Origin of the sequence: Paenibacillus nasutitermitis, assembly GCF_014641075.1 — a bacterium.
GTDB classification, from domain to species: Bacteria; Bacillota; Bacilli; order Paenibacillales; family Paenibacillaceae; genus Paenibacillus_Z; species Paenibacillus_Z nasutitermitis.
Genome location: NZ_BMHP01000002.1, coordinates 1,316,308 through 1,335,816 on the forward strand (window position 1 = coordinate 1,316,308; position 19,509 = coordinate 1,335,816).

At 44.3% G+C, this 19,509-nt stretch carries 11 protein-coding genes; 5 read left to right on the top strand and 6 right to left on the bottom strand.

The genetic code is table 11. The features are described 5' to 3' along the window. Positions 1–304 precede the first annotated feature (304 nt). Positions 305–790 (top strand): ferritin-like domain-containing protein, encoded by a 486-nt coding sequence (locus IEY46_RS16255; protein WP_188993012.1) that lies wholly within the window; start codon positions 305–307, stop codon positions 788–790. A 122-nt stretch (positions 791–912) separates the two neighbouring features. Here the strand turns inward: IEY46_RS16255 and IEY46_RS16260 are convergent, their stop codons facing one another. The 5 genes from IEY46_RS16260 to IEY46_RS16280 form a co-directional block, all read right to left on the bottom strand. Continuing rightward, a complete protein-coding gene (locus IEY46_RS16260; RefSeq protein ID WP_188993013.1) occupies positions 913–3,045 on the bottom strand; it encodes a right-handed parallel beta-helix repeat-containing protein in 2,133 nt (710 codons plus the stop codon). A gap of 299 nt (positions 3,046–3,344) precedes the next feature. After that, positions 3,345–9,035: a discoidin domain-containing protein gene (locus IEY46_RS16265; protein ID WP_188993014.1), complete on the bottom strand. Its 5,691-nt coding sequence runs from the start codon at positions 9,033–9,035 to the stop codon at positions 3,345–3,347. A gap of 39 nt (positions 9,036–9,074) precedes the next feature. Further along, positions 9,075–9,968, bottom strand: coding sequence for a carbohydrate ABC transporter permease (locus IEY46_RS16270; protein WP_188993015.1), 894 nt, complete (start codon positions 9,966–9,968; stop codon positions 9,075–9,077). A gap of 17 nt (positions 9,969–9,985) precedes the next feature. Then, complete coding sequence (locus tag IEY46_RS16275) at positions 9,986–10,885, bottom strand: ABC transporter permease (protein ID WP_188993016.1); 900 nt, start codon at positions 10,883–10,885, stop codon at positions 9,986–9,988. A gap of 116 nt (positions 10,886–11,001) precedes the next feature. Beyond that, positions 11,002–12,750: an extracellular solute-binding protein gene (locus tag IEY46_RS16280; protein WP_188993017.1), complete on the bottom strand. Its 1,749-nt coding sequence runs from the start codon at positions 12,748–12,750 to the stop codon at positions 11,002–11,004. Between the two features lie 217 nt (positions 12,751–12,967). On the opposite strand from IEY46_RS16280, the gene IEY46_RS16285 reads away from it, so the two are divergent. Both IEY46_RS16285 and IEY46_RS16290 read left to right on the top strand, forming a co-directional pair. Next, positions 12,968–14,674, top strand: coding sequence for a sensor histidine kinase (locus IEY46_RS16285; RefSeq protein WP_188993018.1), 1,707 nt, complete (start codon positions 12,968–12,970; stop codon positions 14,672–14,674). A 33-nt stretch (positions 14,675–14,707) separates the two neighbouring features. Beyond that, positions 14,708–16,336: a response regulator gene (locus IEY46_RS16290; protein WP_188993019.1), complete on the top strand. Its 1,629-nt coding sequence runs from the start codon at positions 14,708–14,710 to the stop codon at positions 16,334–16,336. A 26-nt stretch (positions 16,337–16,362) separates the two neighbouring features. Here the strand turns inward: IEY46_RS16290 and IEY46_RS16295 are convergent, their stop codons facing one another. Further along, complete coding sequence (locus tag IEY46_RS16295; protein WP_188993020.1) at positions 16,363–17,229, bottom strand: AraC family transcriptional regulator; 867 nt, start codon at positions 17,227–17,229, stop codon at positions 16,363–16,365. A 412-nt stretch (positions 17,230–17,641) separates the two neighbouring features. Here IEY46_RS16295 and IEY46_RS16300 point away from each other — a divergent pair, with 412 nt between their 5' ends. Next, entirely contained in the window at positions 17,642–18,358 is a 717-nt protein-coding gene (locus IEY46_RS16300; protein WP_188993021.1) for a hypothetical protein, read from the top strand. 93 nt (positions 18,359–18,451) lie between these two features. Further along, the gene (locus IEY46_RS16305; protein ID WP_188993022.1) at positions 18,452–19,378 is read left to right on the top strand and encodes a phosphotransferase family protein; all 927 of its coding nucleotides are present in this window, start codon (positions 18,452–18,454) and stop codon (positions 19,376–19,378) included. Positions 19,379–19,509 lie beyond the last annotated feature (131 nt).

Here is a 19,509-nt window from a genome sequence, read left to right on the forward strand (position 1 = left end):
AATTTTTTGTATTTATTCGTACCCTTATTAATTATCATTTTTTTGGGCGAGCCACGCTCATCTCCTGATTTAATAAAAATAAACCGACTTTATTCAGCCGGTTTGGAAGGTAATTTTTTAAATATATATCGAATTGCAAGATAGCAAATATAAATAAGGGAAATCGAATATCTCCACAATTTAAAAGTTGATTCGATGTTCGTTTGTTGAATATTTCCCTGATCGAGCTAGATAACGGAAAGTTTTCTCATGAGCCTACATAAAATGCTAAGAAATGGAGATATGAAGGAGGCGACCGAAGTCGATGTATTGGAATTACTACCAGGGGTATGGGTGGTACCGTACTGCCTTCCAGCCCGTCTGGGCCACGAGTTACAATGAAGCACTGGATTTAATGAGGCAATCGGTTCAAGGAGAAAAATCCGATGAGTTATTCTACGACCAACTCATCCGTCTCGCTCCGAACAAGGAGCAGGCTGGCATCATCGCTTCGATCCGGGATGACGAGAGAAGTCATAATAAGATGTTCCGTGAGATGCTGCTTGAACTTACAGGACAGCAGATCGGACCAGGAAACGCCGAAGAAATGGAATCGAAGCCGATTAATTACGCGCAAGGTTTGAGGACTGCGTTGTTCGGTGAACTCTCCGCAGTGGAACGTTATCGCAAGATGTGGTTCGGTTTGCCACCCGGGATCTATAAAGATACTGTGTACGGGATAATACTCGACGAGCTCAAACATGCAGACAAATATAATTACCTTATTGGAGAGACAGAAGCGACTCGCTGAATAGAACAGTGGCATCAGGCGATGAATACACAGCCTAAGAAGTGAGCGTTTCTTTCGACCCAAAGAATCGCTCACTTCTTATTGAATTTTTTTGATGATGCGGACATGACATAATGTCACATTTAGTTCCGGTGCTCATCCCGATACAAGCCGATACGTTCAAAGGGAAGGGATTCAAAACCCGGTATCGTGCGGTATACAGCCGATTCGGGCCTCAGAGCGAAGTTTTCTCCTGCTTCGTCCACGAATGACAAATCCTCGCTTGTAGCCCAATTATCCCTGATCGTACCGAATTCGCGTCCGGTCGGATCAATCCACATCGTATCCTCGTGCTTGGACATCAGACCGCCGTGATACCAGCTTCGGCCGGTTTTGTAGATGACATTGTGCTCTACGACATTGTACTTCGCATAAGAAGGCGTATCCTCCCACAACGTTAACAGAGCGGGATACTTGCTGCGCCAAGGTTCGCTCTGTACCGGCATGGCCAGCAGACGCCTATGCATCACTTGCCCTTCCTTTGCGTGCTGCTCGGCCCATTCACCCGGCTTGGAACGGGCATCCAGCTGCAGTGATCTGTTGCAGTTCAGAATTAAATTGTCGCGCAGCACGTTGCTGCGACCGCCGCCGATCATAACAGCAAGATCGATATCATGCAGCACGTTTCCGTACATCTCCACGCCCGAAGCCATATCGTCGAGGTAAATGCCGATATGCAGCTTGGACACATTGTTATGGATACGGTGGATATAGTTATATCGAACAATATTGCCCTGTTCCGTCCAATCGCGTCCAATATAAACAGCGCCTGCGTCCCCCGTCTCCGTAAGCACGTTATAAATGTGATTATATTCAGTGATATGGTCGTTCCCATAGATTAACACGCCAACATGCGGCGCATCGTGAATATAGTTGTTGGCCGCGATATTGCCCACGCCATTGAACTGCACTGCCGCGCTATATGTAAGCTTAAGCCGGCTGTACTGCGAAATGTCATTATTGCGTGCATAATTTCCGGCGGCATTAAGCGTCTTGCGTTCGCCTCCGGCAAGTATGATGCCGCCGATGCCGGTATCGTATATATCACACCCAACAACACCGTTCCTCATGCCGGCGCGTACGAACGGGTCTTCACGTTCGCCCGTCGCCGCGGATGCTGGCGCATCGCTCTCCGCTCCGATCAGCACACCGAATCCGGCCAGCCGGCGAAGGGTGCAGCCAGCGACGAGATTGTCGGTTCCGTCAATGATTTGCACGCCGGACCCGCGGGAAACCTCGAATGTCAGATTGCGGAAGACGATATGGGAAGCTCCGTTTAATAGCGCCAGCGGGTCACCCAGCAGGGAAAGCTGAATGGATCCGGCTTCGAGCGGACCTGGCGGGTAGAAGTAGAGCATGCCATTCATGCGGTCCAAGTACCATTCACCCGGCTCATCCAGCTCCTCCAGCACGTTGTAATAGTAATACCGCTGCCCTTCCCGGATGCTGTAATAGCTGGCGCCGTCTGTCGTAACTTGGCCTTCGGCCGCATTGATCGATGCGATCCGCAGATTGCCGTCAGCCCAATCCCAATACCAATAACCGTACATCCAGATATCGCCGTCGTTGAGCCAGTGAGAGGGCCTATCATCCGTGTATGCGAACGTAGCATCCTTGCGCATCTCCCCGGCAACCTTGTCACGGTCGCCTTCGACATCGCGCGGATTGCCTCCGGGATCCACTACTTCTTCTACCTTAACATAACCCTCGCTCGGGTAGCGGGCCAGAGTCATTGCTTTCCCGTCATAGAACAACTCGGGAGGGCTGACATGATTTGCATTCGCGGATATTCCGAAGCCGCTCTTCACAATGCCGCCGAATTCGGTAATGCCGAGCGCCGACAGATCGATCTGCACGACACGGTCACGCACCCGCTCCTGCAGACGCGCTCTGACGGAGTCGTCTTTCACCGGAGTGAAGCGATCAACGGGCAAGTCAATGCCGCCGCTGATCCGCACCTCCTCCCCGTCTTCCGCGCAATAGACAATCGGCGCTGCCGCCGTTCCCGAGTCCTGTTCAACCAGAACGAACGATTCGGTCAGCTTGTATTGGCCGCCCATCAGACGAACCGTCACACCGCCATCATGCAAACCCGCCTTCCGTTTCAGTCTGCGGATCGCCTCGCGTGCACCCACGAGTGTCGCGAGCGGCTCATCGGCTGCGCCAGAGTTGTCGTCGTTACCTTGTGGAGCGACATACAATACTGCCTTACTCATAGTCGTGTTCCTCCCTTAAACGTATTAGATATGTATGATTGAAAGCGATTCCAAATGTTAACATCCGTGCCAGCCATCTCAGCACCTCTTGTCGTTTTGTATTTATACCCGCTTCTTGCGACATAGAAAGTATAGGGGAATATGGCTGTCTATTCAATTTCAACTTTAATCAATTCGTTATAATTCCTACCGATTCCGGTGCTAACGCTAGAATTCAGGACCTCACTTATAAGGAAATAAGGTTATCCTGCACGCTGATGAGCACGTACAGGATAACCTCAAGATAGCGGATATTTATCCTACTGATACTGAAATGCATCCACAAGAACATAATAGCCAGAGGATGAGGGATTCTTATCCGATCGTACAACCACTTTGATGGTGTGTGAACCAGGGGATAATCCCGTTTTGGTATACAATACCTGCTGCAATTGTCCGCTCGAGGCATATAAATCAATTGCCGAAGTATCCAGAACCCCATCAATATACACATCAGCTTTCCCTTCGTTGATTCCTCTAGGACCAACCCAGCTTATACTCGTTCCCGTGAAAGTATACTGTGCATAATCATTTGCCGTATTGGAGGCATGGTAATCACTATTGTAGTATCCGTCATAAGCACTGGATGACCAACTGCCGGAATACGTGATACCCGGATCGGTATCATTTGCTATTGTGTTGGAAGCTTCTCCTTCCGAGCTCCAGCTCGTTCCGTTTACTTCCATATTGTATATCATGGCTTTATTCACATCTGAATCAAGTACAGTTTCCCTGATATAGCGGTAACTGCCCGAAACATCAACTGACAGTTCTGAACTTACCATCTTTACACTATCGATACTGAATGTCCCACTTGTTGCACTCTCAACAGGGTCGATACGAAGCTGTTTGAGCGTACCCGAAGCATTTGGAGCGTAATCAAGGTCGAGTTCATAGTCGGTATAGCCTGTATCGTTTGCAACAAGGTAAATCGGTATGCTCTTCGCTCCATTAAAGGTTGGATCAGCGGTTGTTGTGTAATATAAAGTACCCAAGGTATCGGAAGTCCCATTCTTCATCCGAATGACAATGTGCTTATCACTTACACCATTTAGCGATACATTCAAATTATCCGGTGAGTATATTTGTGGGTCGGCTGAGGTTATGGTTCCTCCTATATATCCTCCGCTCTTCCAACCAAAACCACTCATATTGGAGCCGGTCCAACCTTCAGTGCTGCTGGTAAATTTGTGTTTTAAGTTGTTCACATCCAATAAAGTGGTCCAGTTTGTACCGTCGTTTGAAGCTTCAATTTTGCTCTTCCACGCATCTTTTAAATAGAAGCCACTTCTAACGGATGATACTTGGCGGGAACTACCAAAATCATACGTCAGTGTCTGCGGAAAACTGCCCGTAGATGCACTCCAGTAGCTTGTGTTGCGATGGTCAAGTGCTTTTTCGGGACCGTGACTTGTATCCAAAGAAGAGCTTGCAGAGGCTGTCGCCAATTCACTGATATTTTGAGAATACCCGATACTTATATTATCCATGGAGAACGAACCGCTGCCTGCATCTCTTGCCGGAAATATCATCAACTGAGATAGTAACCCGTTATACGCCGGTGCTTTAAAGTAATAATCGGTAAATCCCGTATCATTCGGTTTAATTGCAAAATACATCGCTTGACCGTAATACCACTCCGCATCGGCAGCTTGCCTGAATATGACAAGCGCACTAGTGGAAGCTGTGCTATTTTTTAATCTAACTTTGAATGTCGGCGATCTGGAAATATCAATGTTCAAGTTGCTTGGCGATAGAAGATAACCACCATTATTAATCGTTATGTCCCCGCCCATCATTCCCCCTGTCTGCCATCCAAAATTGGAAATTCCCGAAGAAGCTGTCCAATCCTCCACATTCGTCGAAAAATTCCATTTTTTCAAAACCAATGGTACGGTCTGTAATCGGATATAATCCACACTGAAAGTACCGCTCGAACCAGCCGAAACCGGATCGATTCGGATCTGTTTGATGGTGCCCGTCCAACTCGAAACGCTAGACAAGTCTATGGTATATTCGCTAAACACGCCGTCGCTCGGAATTATGCTGAATTCCTTAACCTTAGTCCCACCCCAGGTCGTGTCTGTATCGGTAATAAAATACAATCTCGCTTTTGCACTTGTTGTGGCATTCTTCATTTTTATGCGGAGGGTTTTATAGCTTCCAGCCGACAAATTAAGATTATCGGGCGAGAAAAACTGAGGGCCGCTTGCACTCACTGCAGCTCCTATATAACCTCCACGCTGCCATCCAAAGCCGGTCGTATGAACGGCATTCCCCCAACCTTCGGCATCATTCGTAAAGTCCCAACCGCTTTTTGCCGCACTTGCAGGCGTACCAGGATTAGCCGTATTAAATGCCTTTATTTCATAGATTGCGGGTTTTGTGCCAGTCTGCATGGAATTCACGGTAAGCTTTATCAAATGAGTACTCACTGCTGTAAACGTATCGATCTGCTCATCTGCCATGGAAGTTCCTGTTTTTGCCGTACTCCATGCCCCAGTAGATTCATTCCAGTAAGAGAGTGTGTAGCTTCCGATCCTGGAGCTTGTCGTGTTTTGCAACGTCTCTATCCTGTCAATCGTCACAGGTCTGCCGAAGTCCAGCCATATACTGCCCGTACCCGTTCCTTGCCAGTATGAGCTGTTATCCTTATCATTTACCTGTCCTGGATTTAAAGGATAAAATTTGGCCACATCAAAGGTGTCCGCATAAGCACTCGACTTTAAAGCCAAATTCTCTCCAGGTACAGGAGATGGTATTGCAGCACTTCCAACCCTATATTCCATTGCATCATTATACAGAGATCCGCTTTCGAATTGCCATTGAATCCGCATCTCATGGAATCCATCTGACAGACCGTATTTTTCAAAGGCTACGATCTGTTTTTGAACGGTTACGCTGCTTAAATCAACGATGCCTTGCGACAAACCGTCTATGAATATCTCCGCCCGGGTGGCATCCGGAGATTTCGTTGTGATCCACCGCACCCCATTGCCATGGAAGCCGACCGTGCGGGTGCTTGTGCCGAATTTGAATTCCGACTGGTCGGTAAAGTAATTCGTTGTCGTCGCAACCGTCCCCCCTGAAGAACCCGTGTCCGATTCTGTCCACCAGTTTTCATAGGGAAAGGTATTAAAATAATCCCAAACAGGAGCGTTGTCCTCAATCTTATAATATCCACTTGGGACGGGTGCAGGAGCAGGTAAAGTCACCACTTCTGTCGTCTGATCGACACGCCCCGTATAGGCTGCAGTGCTATATAAGTAATTAAATCTTGCATCGGGTGCGGCATCACCGTATTTGTAGAAGTCCATAATATTGTCATTGTTTTGCCAGTTGTCAACCCATTTAAACTCTATATTTACAGGATCCGCAATATTACCCAGTGAACTTCTGGGTATCTTAAGCATGATTTGATTACCTGACACACTATAGCTGATATTGGTTGCAACCGCTGTCCAATTCCAACCGCCTGTGCTTTTTTCCAGCGTACTTGTCGTACTTGCGGCGGGGGTGCGATTAATGACATAATCATAGCCCTTCCAACCGTTTGTACCGTTTCCGTCTACATTCAGATACAGTGTCATCCAATTAGAATCTGTATAAGGCGTTATAGGATTAACTGTTTTTGCATAGAAATAGATGTTGCTTGCATCCCTTGCTATCTTCGTTATATCGAAGTCATTTCTTCCCGTAGTATCCTTGTATACTTGATTGTCCACACCTGGGTAATTCCTCGCCATCGTGTCACCTGTGAAATCCTTGAAAGAAGGATTAACATCGGTCCATTGGCTAAAGTCTGTGTTTATGGTGATGGTCTTGACAGCACTTGGTTCGGCAGGTGCTTCTGCACCCTTGAATCTTCTTATATTATTCGCCAGCTGCATATAATAGTTATCGCCAAATCCTCCCTCCATCGGTTCCAAATCTTTGCTGTACCGATCGTCAAAATCATCGTAAAGGATATATTTATCCGTTTGTGTCGTTTTCTGCCAATTTCCCGTAATCCAATCATTCCATGCTATTACATTGATCATTAAAGGATCCTGCGAGATGGCATAGTCCCACTGCTCTTGGGCAAAATATCCATAATTTTGAGATCCGGACGTAAGATCGTCTGCCCCGTTATGGTAAGCTCTGCTCTTGCTATAGGGCTTTTCGTTATAGATATACGGTATAGATAAGGAGAAAATATTATTTTTCCCAAAACTCTGAGACGTATTTACCGATATATTCTCCTTTTCGCCTAAATCATTGTAGCTGATATGTTGTGGAAGGGCATAATCTGCTCCAATCTCAAAACCATTGGTATAATATTCACCTGGCCATTGTATGATCCGAAGGGTAAAAAAGTCTTTTACGGTAGCGCTTGCATTTTGGTCTCCAACAATCAGCGGCTTGCCTTTCCAATAAAACCATGTCGTTGGGTGATAGTACGGTGCATCGGGCGCATAAAAGGTTTGGTACAACTTATCCATCATACTTACTGAATTCGTATGGGTAAGCATTACAATTTTCGGCGCTTGAACACCTGATCGCTGCAAATCTTCTATGGTTCTCATGAGCAGATCTATTTGCGGCTGGAAATTTTGATTATTCGTCACATCGATTTCTAAAAAATCAACTCCTGCCAAGGCCAACATTTGCAAATGCTTGCGGATAACCCATTGATCGTTAGAGGAATAATAGCCAAACAGAGGTTTGTTCCAGTGAATAAAATCCCCATTTGGGCGCGGCATTAAAGGGTTATTATATTCTCCTGAAGCATTCGGTTGAAAAATGTTCGGATTGTCATTCAGCAGTTTTTGATTATTGTAAACATTATTGTACTGATGGATCTGCTCTCCGCCGTGCCAAGGCTCGTAAAACATACCTACAACTCTATTTTCTCTTGGTTGTACGATTCCCGTATCTCCTATCTGAGATAGTTTACGTCCAAGATCGTCTGTTGCTGCCAGCGAGCCCCATGATACCCTGTTCTTCGCCACAAGCTTTACATAGTCTATGCTGAAAGTGCCTGCACTTGTCGTTCCATTGTCTACAGGGTCAATCCTCAATTGCTTGATTGTGCCTGTCCAGCCTGCAAAGCTTGAAAAATCAATGGTATACTCTGTATAGCCGGTATCATTGGGAATGGTCGTAAAGGATAGATTGTTTGATCCCCAATTGGGATTGGCGGCTGTAGTGAAGAATACTCTTGCTAGATTGCTGCTTGAGCTGTTTTTCATTCTGATTTTTAAGACAGGCTTTGAACCTGCACTTAAGCCCAGATGGTCAGGCGAATAAAATTGCGAGTCGGTCCCTGAGATCGTGCCGCCTAAGTAACCGCCCGTTTGCCATCCAAAGCCGGTAATATTACCTGCGTTTCCCCAGCTTTCTGCGTCCTTGGTGAAATCCCAACCGTCGCCTGTTCGAATGTAATCTATACGGAATGAACCCGTGTTTGTAGTTCCATCATCTACAGGGTCAATCCTGAACTGCTTGATCCAGCCTTTCCAGCCTGATACATCCGACAAGTCAATGGTATATTCTCTGTAGCCGGTATCATTGGCAACCAGAGTAATTGCCTTGTTATTCGATCCCCAACTGGTATTGTCGCTTGTCGTGAAGAATATTCTTGCCAATGTAGCAGATGTGCTGTTTTTCATTTTGATTCTGATCAGACTGTTTTTCGAAGCATCCAGACCGAGATTATCAGCTGAGTAAAATTGAGAGTCGGATCCTGAGATCGTCCCCCCCAAGTACCCGCCTGCCTGCCACCCGAAACCGGATATATTTCCTGCACTCCCCCAGCCCTGAGTATCGCCGGTAAACTCCCATCCCTGTTCTGCTGCTAATACCGTTACTGGATTAACAAGGCTTCCGGGGCCTGCAAATAGGATTCCCAGCAAAAAAACAACCGCCGTCCAAACCAAATGCCTGCGATTGGCTTGTTTGTTTTTCAACATAAAAACACCTCCATTTTTTTCTTCCTCGGCTAGAAAGATTTACTCTTTGACGCTGCCCAGTACAATCCCGGCCATAAAATATTTTTGCAAAAACGGATAGATAAGCAATATCGGAACCGACGCCATAAAAATTTGCGCAGCTTTTACGGTCCGATCCGATATTTCACTAAGTAATTTGGCTTGGACCGGATCGATATTAGCGAAGGCGGAAGTATCCAATTTCACAACGACGGTTTGCAAATAGCTTTGCAAGGGATAATGCGTCGGCGAATTCATCAGGATCAGGCCATCAAACCAGGAATTCCAATGCCCCACTATTGTAAAGAGCGTAACTGTCGCTAAAGCAGGAGCAGAAAGGGGAACAAAAATTCGCCAAATGATCGTCCAATGGCTGGCGCCGTCTACAAACGCCGCTTCTTCAAGCGCTTTCGGCAGGCCGCGAAAAAAATTAAGCAGCAGGATACAATTGAATACCTGGACTGCACCAGGCAGAACCAAAGCCCAAATCGTATCCAATATCCCGGTCATTTTGATCGTCATATACCAGGGTATTAAGCCGCCGTTAAAGAGAATGGTGAATACAAATAACCAGGCATACAGGGTGCGGCCCGGAAATGCCGATTCTTCTTTAGACAGCGGATATGCCACCAAAATCGTCAAAAGCATACTTATAGCTGTTCCCAACACAACCCGTTCGACCGAAATGCCAAGTGCAGTAAACAACTCATCCCTCAGAAATACAAACTTATAGGAATTCCAGGTAAACCCGACCGGCCAAAGCTTAACCAGTCCTGCCGCCGCCGCTGTCTTATTGCTTAGAGATAAAGCCAGCACATTAACAAAAGGGAGAATGGCCAATAAAGAAAATAAAAACAGGAAGCTGTTGTTAACAATTTGAAACAAGGTTCTCGACAAGGATGCTTGACCTACCATCTTCACTTCACCTCTCTCTAAAAAATTCGATAGTTTGCAAGCCGGTAAGCCAGTACATAAGAGATGGAAATAAAGATGCAAGAAACGACAGACTTAAATAAGCCGACAGCTGTTGCAACCCCATATTGCGTGTCAACCATACCAATTCGAAAAACATAAGTATCCAGAATATCTCCCGTGCTATAAACCTGAGGACTATATAAATTAAAGATTTGGTCGAAACCCGCATTCAATACATTACCAAGGCTTAATGTGGCTATCAAAACAATCACCGGGAGCATGGAAGGCAGCGTAACATGGAGCGTCTGTTTCCAGCGGCTGGCCCCGTCGATCACAGCCGCCTCATATAAGGAAGGGTTCACACTGGTGACAGCAGCCAAAAATACAATGGTGTTAAATCCAACCTCTTTCCATAAATCGGTCATGACAACCGTAAAGCGAAACCAGTGAGGATCCCCCAGAAAAAATACCGGCTTGAATCCGAAAAATCGGATCATTTCGTTGACAATTCCCTGAGAAGGCGAAAGAATATCGATCAAAATACCGCCCAATAGTACCCAGGATAGAAAGTAAGGAAAATAGATTGCCGTCTGTATGCTTCTTTTGAAAAACTTCAGCCGTACCTCATTCAGGAGCAAGGCAAGCGTAATGGGCATGCTTAAATTCAAAACAATTTTTAACAATGCAATGACCACAGTATTCGTCAAAACTTGTTTCGTATCCGGCAATTCCCATACGTACTTGAAATTTTCGAATCCAACAAACGGTGACCCAAAAATCCCTTTTGAAGGCATAAATTTCTCAAAAGCAATTAATATGCCTACAATGGGGCCATAACTATATACCAGCAGCAGTGCTAAGGCAGGCCAAAGCATCAAGTGCAGCGGCAGCAACCGCAACCATCTTCGTGAAAGCATCCAGTCATTTCCTCCATCCTGCCTATTGTGTTTATGGTTTGGACCTTCGCACAAGTACCAGGAATCTAACGGGATGCAGAAGGTTCAACCTTCTGCATCCGTCTAAACCTTTCTTGCTATTGCGCGGAATACCAGTCGTTAACTTCTTTCGTTATCGTGTCACCGCCGAGCTTCTTCCAGTCTGCAACAAATTGATCGAATGCATCTACTGGAGAAGCCCCCATGAGAATCTTTGTAAAGGTCTCCAATTGCAATTTATCGAGTGTAGATTGCTTTTGAACCATCGTATCCGTTTTGGCGCTGTAAAATTGATCCGCAATCCCCAATTTATTATTCAGGTAGTAATCCAGAATGCTTAATCCCGTGTTCTTTGGTCCTGCCCATACTGCGTTCCCATAAGAGCCCGCATCGTGATCTTTGGTGAATTTCATGTAAATATCATAATTGCCTTTTGCTTGAAGATTTTGTAGAGCGGTTTGATCGTTATTTTCAACTGCAGCTTTAACACCCCGGAAAATGTTTATATTTTGCGCAGGATCCTGAGCGATAACTGCGGCAAATACCCAGCGGACGTAACCATCCGGATTTGGCTCCGGTTGATGATAATTCAAGTCAACACCGCCTGTATCCCAACCATATTCTTTGTCGGCATAATAGTTTGCCAGCTTGATGAGCGCTTCCGGGTGTTTGGAGCCTTTTTTGAATACGACATAACCCTGGTCTACCGATTCAGGATTTACGCCGAGGCCAATCGAAGGTACTGCAGGTTTGTCGTCCGCTGAGACAATCGGATAAGGTACCCAGACGGCTTTAGGATCTTGTTTATAAGCATCAGGAAGTGGATAAAAGGCATTCCAATGCGCACCGAAAAACATGCCGATTTTACCTGAGATCACCGACTCATTCACTTTGCCAGAATCTTTGACTCCAAATTCCGGATCAATTTGACCGCCTTTAAACATTTCTTGAAGCTTGGCTAAGGCCGTTTTCATTTCCGGTTGGATACCGCCGTAAACAAGCTTGCCGCTTGAATCCTTTATCCAAAGATTCCTGTAAGCATGATACCCTTCAAAGAAACCGGTTAAATCATAGATACCGCCGGTGTACAAGTCTTTGTTCAACCCTATACCGTAGGAGTCATTCTTATTGTTTCCATCCGGATCTTTATTGGTAAAAGCATCTGAAATCGTCAAAATGTCATTCATGGTTTTAGGTTCAGACAATTGAAGCTTATCAAGCCAATCCTTGCGGATCCAGATCATAGCAGCATTATCGATACTCGCTGCCGGTGCGGGAAGTGCTAACACTTTCCCATTAAAAGTGCTTGTTTTAACGGCCAAACCATTGTTTGCTTCCAGGAAGCTCTTCAACTGCGGAGAAGCATATTTAGCAATTGCATCTGTCAAATCCTCCGCCATATCATTGTCAACCATCTGCTTCATTTGCTTGGAATTCACTGGAATAATATCCGGGAGATCGTTTGAGGCGATGGAGATATTCATTTTTTGCTCTCCGGCTCCGCCAGGCTCATTACCTACAACCGACCATTTGATTTTCATGTCAATCCCCAAATCCTTCAGGTAGCCATCCGTCCAAATATTTTTCTCCGGTGTTTCACCTGGCGCAAACTTGGATGATGAACTGAAAATTTTCACCGTGGAAAGTGTAATCGGCGGGTCGTACTTCCCTAACGGATTTAAATCTTCGGCTGGAGTATTCGTCCCTTCCGCTGGGGCTGAAGCTGGCGCTTTCGTTTCTACCGGAGTTGAATCCGGTGTCGTTGTATTATTGCTGCATGCCGCAATCCAAACCAACGATAGGATAAGCGCTATCAACACCATTCTTTTACCATAAAACCTTTTCATGTTGTTACCTCCCATTTTTCTTTGCCTATACCCGGATCCCCTGGCAACAGGAATCCTTGTAGTTTTTATAATAAAAGGCAAGCTTCCTCACCGATATAGAACTCTTTTTACATTCGCCTTTTTTTCATGGCTTTTTCTTTACATTCGTTTTTTGAACGATAGGACATCCTGATTCCCTGTCGAAATCAAAGAAAAGAGAGATCGAGGGAGGCCGCGCATGAAATTTATTTTTGATAAAATTACGATTTATCCCAAGCTCGTGCTAACCTTTCTTCTGGTGCTGATTCCGCTTTTTCTGCTGAGCCTGATTATGAATCAATACGGCTCTGCCTATGTGAAGACGGAAATCACCAATTCGATGCAATCCAAGGTTCATTTCTATAATAGCGCGTTAGAGAAAGAATTTACCCGGATCATTCAATTGATGAAGGAATTTGCCAGCTACGACGATCTGGATCTGTTAAGCAATCGCAGCGAAATCATGAGCTATTACGATCAACTGACATCCTTTCGTAAGCTGCAAAAAGAATTGTCTGTCATTAAAAATGCAAGCAATTATATTAAAAGCGCCAAAGTGCTCATCCCTGCCATTGATCGGGCATTATCGGACAACAGTATCGGAACGATTCCCAAAGATGAATTCGCCGCATTGAATGTAGTGACCAACATCTATGAATCGCCATTCATTTACTGGCAGGACCGTTTATTTATCAGCCTTCCTTATCCGATCCAATTGAACCGTCTTGCGCCTGAGTTTGTGGTTGACATTGAAATTTCGCAAGAGCTGCTGAAAGATGCCCTGCTGCAATTTACCGATCAAACGGCAGGCAGCACCATGCTGGTTAACCTTGATAAGGGCTGGAAAATAACCGGGGAGCATGCGCACGATGATTTCATTAAAGAATTAAGCTCCGCTTCCAAAGGTCTCCAATCCATGAGAATCGCAGGCCAAAATTTTTTGGTCGCTTTTGAAAAATCGGATATACTCGGTACGACGCTGGTCATGTATGAATTGGAGCAAAATGCGCTCGGGCCTTTACGCAAATTTACGATATGGTTTTGGATGATTTCCGGCCTGTCTTTCATCCTCATCATCATTGTTTCGTACTCCGTTTACCGGCTGATCCACCAGCCCTTGAAGAACCTGGTTCGCGCCTTTCGGAAAGTGGAACAGGGAAATTTGAACTTGACTTTGGACTATCGCGGAAAGGATGAATTTCAATATCTGTATACGCAATTTAATGCGATGGTACAAAATTTACAGCAAATGATCTATAAGGTATATGAGCAAAAGTATCGCGTCCAACATGCTGAATTAAAGCAGCTGCAGTCGCAGATCAATCCGCATTTTTTATACAACAGCTTATTTATTCTCTATCGGCTTGCCAAAAAAAATCGCGATGAGAATCAAATCAAATTCACCAAATATTTATCCGATTATTTTCAATTCATGACGTATAATTCAAGCGATGAGGTTTGTTTGGCAGATGAGGTTCAGCATGCTAAGAACTATGTAGAGATTCAAACGTTTCGGTTTGCAGATCAGATTGAAGTGGTATTTCAAGAGCTGCCCGAAGCCTGCTCTCACATTATGGTGCCTCGCTTGATCCTCCAGCCGATTGTAGAGAATGCGTACAAGCATGGTTTGGAGCATCGACAAAACGGAGGCAAGCTGCATGTAACATTTGTTGAGCAAGACGATATCTTGCTGATTATGGTAGAGGACACCGGGAAACATGTTGATGAAGCCGTTATCAAAAGCTTGCAGAAAAGATTAGATTCTACAGATGCCTCCCAAGAGACTTCGGGATTGATTAATGTGCATCGACGGCTTATTTATCGCTTTGGCGCGGACTTTGGTCTTGCCCTCTCAAGAGGTTTGCTGCAAGGATTCCAGGTTACGTTAAAGCTGCCGATGCAATAAATCGCCATCCCATCAGGAAGGAACGGATTGCTCATGTATAAAGTGCTGATTATTGATAACGAGCCGATCATTGTCGATGGATTATTCGACTTATTTAATGAAGTGGAGTATGTTGAACTGGAGGTTTTTAAGGCATACTCGGCTTCTGAAGCAATGGATCGCTTGTCGATAAGCGACATAGACATTGTGTTCACCGACATCCATATGCCCGAAATGAACGGATTGGAGCTGCAGCAGCATATTAAAGAGCATTGGCCGCAATGCAGACTGATTTTTCTAAGCGGATTCAATGAGTTTTCTTATGTCCAGACAGCCATGCGAAACGGCGGCCTGGACTATGTCTTAAAAACCGAAGGCGACGAGCGAATACTTGAGGCTTTCGATAAAGCGGTTGCGAGCATCAGAGAGACTGCGGAAAAAGATCGTTTTATCAATGAGGCCAAGCAGGAAATGTATGTAGCCAAGCCTATGCTGCAGAAGGAATACCTCATCAGCCTGCTCGATGGCGACCGCGCCTACAGCGAAATGATGCAGCGGCGGTTTGCAGAGCTGGATATTCCTCTCCAAACGGAGCTTCCTCTTCAGCTGATAGTCGGCCGAATGGACGAGTGGCCGGAGGATTACACCGCTTCCGACCGGATTTTACTTATGTTTGCCCTTCATAATATTGCCAAGGAATACCTGGCTTTCTCGCTCGTGATCCCCATCTCGTACGACCGGACCAAATTTGTCTGGCTCGTCCAGGCCAAAACAATCGCTACCGCGGAATGGGAAGCCGCCGTAAATCAAATCCACGAAGCACTGGATGCGGTCCAATCTACCTGCAAAAATTTATTGAAAATAACGATTTCGCTGGTGACTCATCGCGATCCTTGCCAATGGAGCGAGATCTCCTCCGTATTCGCAGGCTTGAAGCGTCTCTTGGGCCGCGGGTTAGGTCTGGGCAAAGAGATTCTGTTAACCGATGCTTCAAACGGACTGCCTGCTGCAGTTAAAAGCCCGATCGCCGATCACTATATGCTGCAGAACCATCGCAAGAATGTTGCGCTATTGGAATCTCATCTGGAGGGAGGGGCTATACGGGAGTTTTCTGCTTTGTGCCGCTCTATGCTGCAATCAGCCGCGTTTTATCATTATGCATACACGGAAACTTATTACAGCATTGCGACGATGGCTTTATCTTATTTAAATCGTATGGAAGCCACGCGGAATTTATTGGAACGCCGCGATCTGGACGGTCTCATGCGCATCGAAGAGCATGAAACCTGGGAAAGCGCCGCCCGTTATTTTGAAGGTTTAGCCCGGCTGCTATTTGAAAGAAGGCAGCTTGAAAAGGAAGAAAACTCGCACGCCATCCTGGATCGCTTGCATCAATATATTCATGACCATTTGGATGATGATCTTACCTTGACCAAGCTTTCGGAAGTGGTTTATCTGAATCCATCTTATCTGTCCAGGCTATACAAGCAAATGACCGGGCAAGGGCTTACGGAATACATTTCGGAGCAAAGGATGGATAAAGCAAAAGCATTGCTGAAGCAAACGGCCTTCAAAATTCATGAGATCGCCCGGCAAGTCGGGTTGGAGGTGGGCTATTTTATCAAATTGTTCAAAAAACATCTCAACATGACGCCTCAGGAATACAGGGAAATGGAAGGATAAACTTTGAAACGTATTAGCGGAACGGTTTACTTATTCTCTACAGGGATCCAAATTTCGCTTTTATTGTCTGGACTCTTCGTATCCCTATCTGTAAATAGAATCTCAGGACCTTCTACAACCTGATAATTAGATGAAGGAAACCATTCCGCATAAATTCGTCCCCAAACCTCCTGGATGTTGGTGGGATTACCAAGGACAGTGAAAATTGCCCAAGCTGAGGCTGCTACATCAAGAGAAGCCAGACCTAATAAATCTTTTTTTGTTGTTGCTACACCAATAAGATGATCAAGTTCAGCCTTTTCCTCATTTTCTCTTTCACTGATATTAAATGAAGCACTATATCCTCCAAGAGGTTCAACATTTGCAAGAGATTTCAGCTTGGAGTAAACATCACCTGTTATTTTCGTCAACATTTCTGTTATAGCAGGATTTTCTCCTTTATAAACGAGAGGGATTCTTTCTTTTATACCTACAATTGTAAAAGCTTCTTTTTTTTCAATCCGATAAATGAATTCGCTTCCTCCTGAAATGGTTAATTGAAAAGTCATGCGTGGAAAAGATTTCAAAGACTTACCGGTTTTATTAACTTCGGAAGGGTTAATACCATGCAATTGATAAAAAGCTTTTGCGAACGAATCGGGTGATTGATAGCCATATTTGATAGCAGCATCGATAACTTTCATATGTTGCCCCTTTAATTCAAAACCGGCCATCGTTAACCGTCTTCTTCTCACATATTCAATTAACGTAATCCCCGCTAAATAAGAAAACATTTTTTTGAAATGAAATTCTGAACAGCAAGCTATTCTTGCTGCTTCTGCCATATTTATATCATTTTCGAGGTTCTCCTCAATATAGGTTAAAGCATCGTTCATATGCTTCATTACATTCATGTCTTTTCACATCCTGTCCCTAATTATCATCACTTCTATCAAAGAAATCTCTCAACATTTAGTATTTAATTTTATCGGGTCTTTGTTCTAACTAGTTTAATACTGTTGATCCGACTATAGCAATATCAGATTTGTCGGGAACAATGTTGCCAAAGTTGCTAATGTTTGTTTAAGAAAGGAGCTTCTTAAATGAACTATTTTGCTACTGATCAAGTTTCTCGTATAAATCTAAAGCCATTCCTAAAAAAAGAGACATACTATCGCCCGATGTAGAGTTTCGACTAGAAGATCATCACGGACTTTTTTCACTTAAGTTAACTCATGCATCCTATCGATTTAGACGAAATGATAGACGTTTCTCTACAGCATCTCTTCAAATCGAAATTAGTATTTAAAGGGGAGATGAGGAACGATGATTTATGAATTTGAGATTGAGAAAGAGGATTATAGTGATTTTGCAAGTGGCAGGGTGTTATATAATGCTCCAAATACAACGGCATTTCCTGTCAGGTTAGGTAAGGAGATTATGTCTAGATGTTTAACTCAATTAAGGAACGATAAAAACTTAATTCTGTATGACCCATGTTGTGGTGGCGCACATCTATTAACGTTCATTGGGTTTCTGTATAGTGAAAACATAGCTGCAATCTATGGATCGGATATTGATGAGCAGGTCCTTGAATATGCACAACGAAACTTAAACCTTTTAACTGAGGAAGGTCTTCTTTCAAGAAAGGAACAACTCCAAAGGGATTATGATCTTTATTATAAAGAGTCTCATCTGCATGCCTTGGAAAGTGTAGAACGTCTTGAAAGGTTAAATCAAACAGCCGTTAAACAACTGCAATGTTTTCTCTTTAATATTGCGGGCGTTACACACCCCCCAATACAAAACGTCAATGTAGTCTTTACAGACTTACCTTATGGGAATATTGCCTATTGGAAGGGATCTAATGACAATCAAATACAACAAATGCTCACTAATATTTACCAAATATTGGACTTGAACAATTCGATCGTTGCCATCGTTTGTGATAAAAAACAAATAGTGATGCATGGAGGTTTTGAAAAAATTCGTGCATTTAATCATGGTAAGCGAAAGATAACATTTTTGAAGCCATGCACCTAATTCGTTAAACACTAGCCCTTGCTATTACGAAAGTAACGGGGATCATATAAAACCTGGAGCCCCTTAAAGTCAAAGGAAAAAGGATGGGAATAGATGACTGTATACGAAAAACCAACATTGGAAACTTCGCAAGTGGAAGTTGTGCTGAGTAAATATTTTGAATCGAAAGTGACTGGGGTAACGCCATTAGAAGGGGGAAACTTAAGCGCTGTATTCTCCTTCTCGGTTTTAGATAAGGAATACGTTATTAAATTTAGCGATTTAGCAGGGAGTTTTGAAACGGAACGATTTATTTCAGACCTCTTAACATCACAGGGAATCCCGTTTCCTTCTTGTCTCGGGCTAGGTAAATTTAAATCATTTAACTATCTAATTTTAGAAAAGATCAGTGGACTCAATCTGGCAAGCTGCTCTCCTGAACAACAACACCAATTGCTTCCGGAGGTCATTCAACTTCTAACTCGGATGAACCACGTTAAGTTAGGTGAAACACACGGTTATGGATTCATTAATTCGAGCGGGAATGGTACATATAATTCTTGGAAGGAATATGTAATTGCTGTTAATGCAGAGGATCAGGCAGGCACCTTCTGGGATGGGTGGTACAGCTTATTTAAAACTTCTTGCCTGGAGAAAGATGTGTTTGATGAATGTTATAACCGTTTATTGGCCTATTCCAGCTATAATGAACCCCATCGGTATTTTATTCATGGTGATTTTCATCAATTTAATATTTTATCTGATGGTCAGCGTATAACCGGTATTATCGACCCTAATGGTAAATATGGTGATTTTCTTGTCGACCTTGCAACCTTAGACTGGCATTTGAGGAAACTTGATGTGATCCAGGAATACCAGCGTTATCAGCAACAGGTTGGCATTTCCATTCCTGATTTTAAGGAAAGAATAATTGGGGCCAAATATTACAATGGATTGATTGGATTACGCTTTTATGCGAAGATGGGATGGAATGATGCTTATTTCGGACTTCGCGAAGAGCTTTTAAAATTGACTAACTGAAGACCTCACTCGCTGGAGACCATGATATTTTTCATTAAGTCATCTCTTTGCTCTTTCACCAGTGTTGTATCTATCGTTTGAAAGATAAAAGCAACTCTTCTGCTGACGAGTTGCTTTTTGTGTTAGATTTC

What these genes read in the sequence shown, in the direction of transcription:
- IEY46_RS16255 (WP_188993012.1), top strand. Translation starts at nt 305, where the DNA reads ATGTATTGGAATTACTACCAGGGGTATGGGTGGTACCGTACTGCCTTC.
- IEY46_RS16260 (WP_188993013.1), bottom strand. Translation starts at nt 3,045, where the DNA reads ATGAGTAAGGCAGTATTGTATGTCGCTCCACAAGGTAACGACGACAAC.
- IEY46_RS16265 (WP_188993014.1), bottom strand. Translation starts at nt 9,035, where the DNA reads ATGTTGAAAAACAAACAAGCCAATCGCAGGCATTTGGTTTGGACGGCG.
- IEY46_RS16270 (WP_188993015.1), bottom strand. Translation starts at nt 9,968, where the DNA reads ATGGTAGGTCAAGCATCCTTGTCGAGAACCTTGTTTCAAATTGTTAAC.
- IEY46_RS16275 (WP_188993016.1), bottom strand. Translation starts at nt 10,885, where the DNA reads ATGCTTTCACGAAGATGGTTGCGGTTGCTGCCGCTGCACTTGATGCTT.
- IEY46_RS16280 (WP_188993017.1), bottom strand. Translation starts at nt 12,750, where the DNA reads ATGAAAAGGTTTTATGGTAAAAGAATGGTGTTGATAGCGCTTATCCTA.
- IEY46_RS16285 (WP_188993018.1), top strand. Translation starts at nt 12,968, where the DNA reads ATGAAATTTATTTTTGATAAAATTACGATTTATCCCAAGCTCGTGCTA.
- IEY46_RS16290 (WP_188993019.1), top strand. Translation starts at nt 14,708, where the DNA reads ATGTATAAAGTGCTGATTATTGATAACGAGCCGATCATTGTCGATGGA.
- IEY46_RS16295 (WP_188993020.1), bottom strand. Translation starts at nt 17,229, where the DNA reads ATGAATGTAATGAAGCATATGAACGATGCTTTAACCTATATTGAGGAG.
- IEY46_RS16300 (WP_188993021.1), top strand. Translation starts at nt 17,642, where the DNA reads ATGATTTATGAATTTGAGATTGAGAAAGAGGATTATAGTGATTTTGCA.
- IEY46_RS16305 (WP_188993022.1), top strand. Translation starts at nt 18,452, where the DNA reads ATGACTGTATACGAAAAACCAACATTGGAAACTTCGCAAGTGGAAGTT.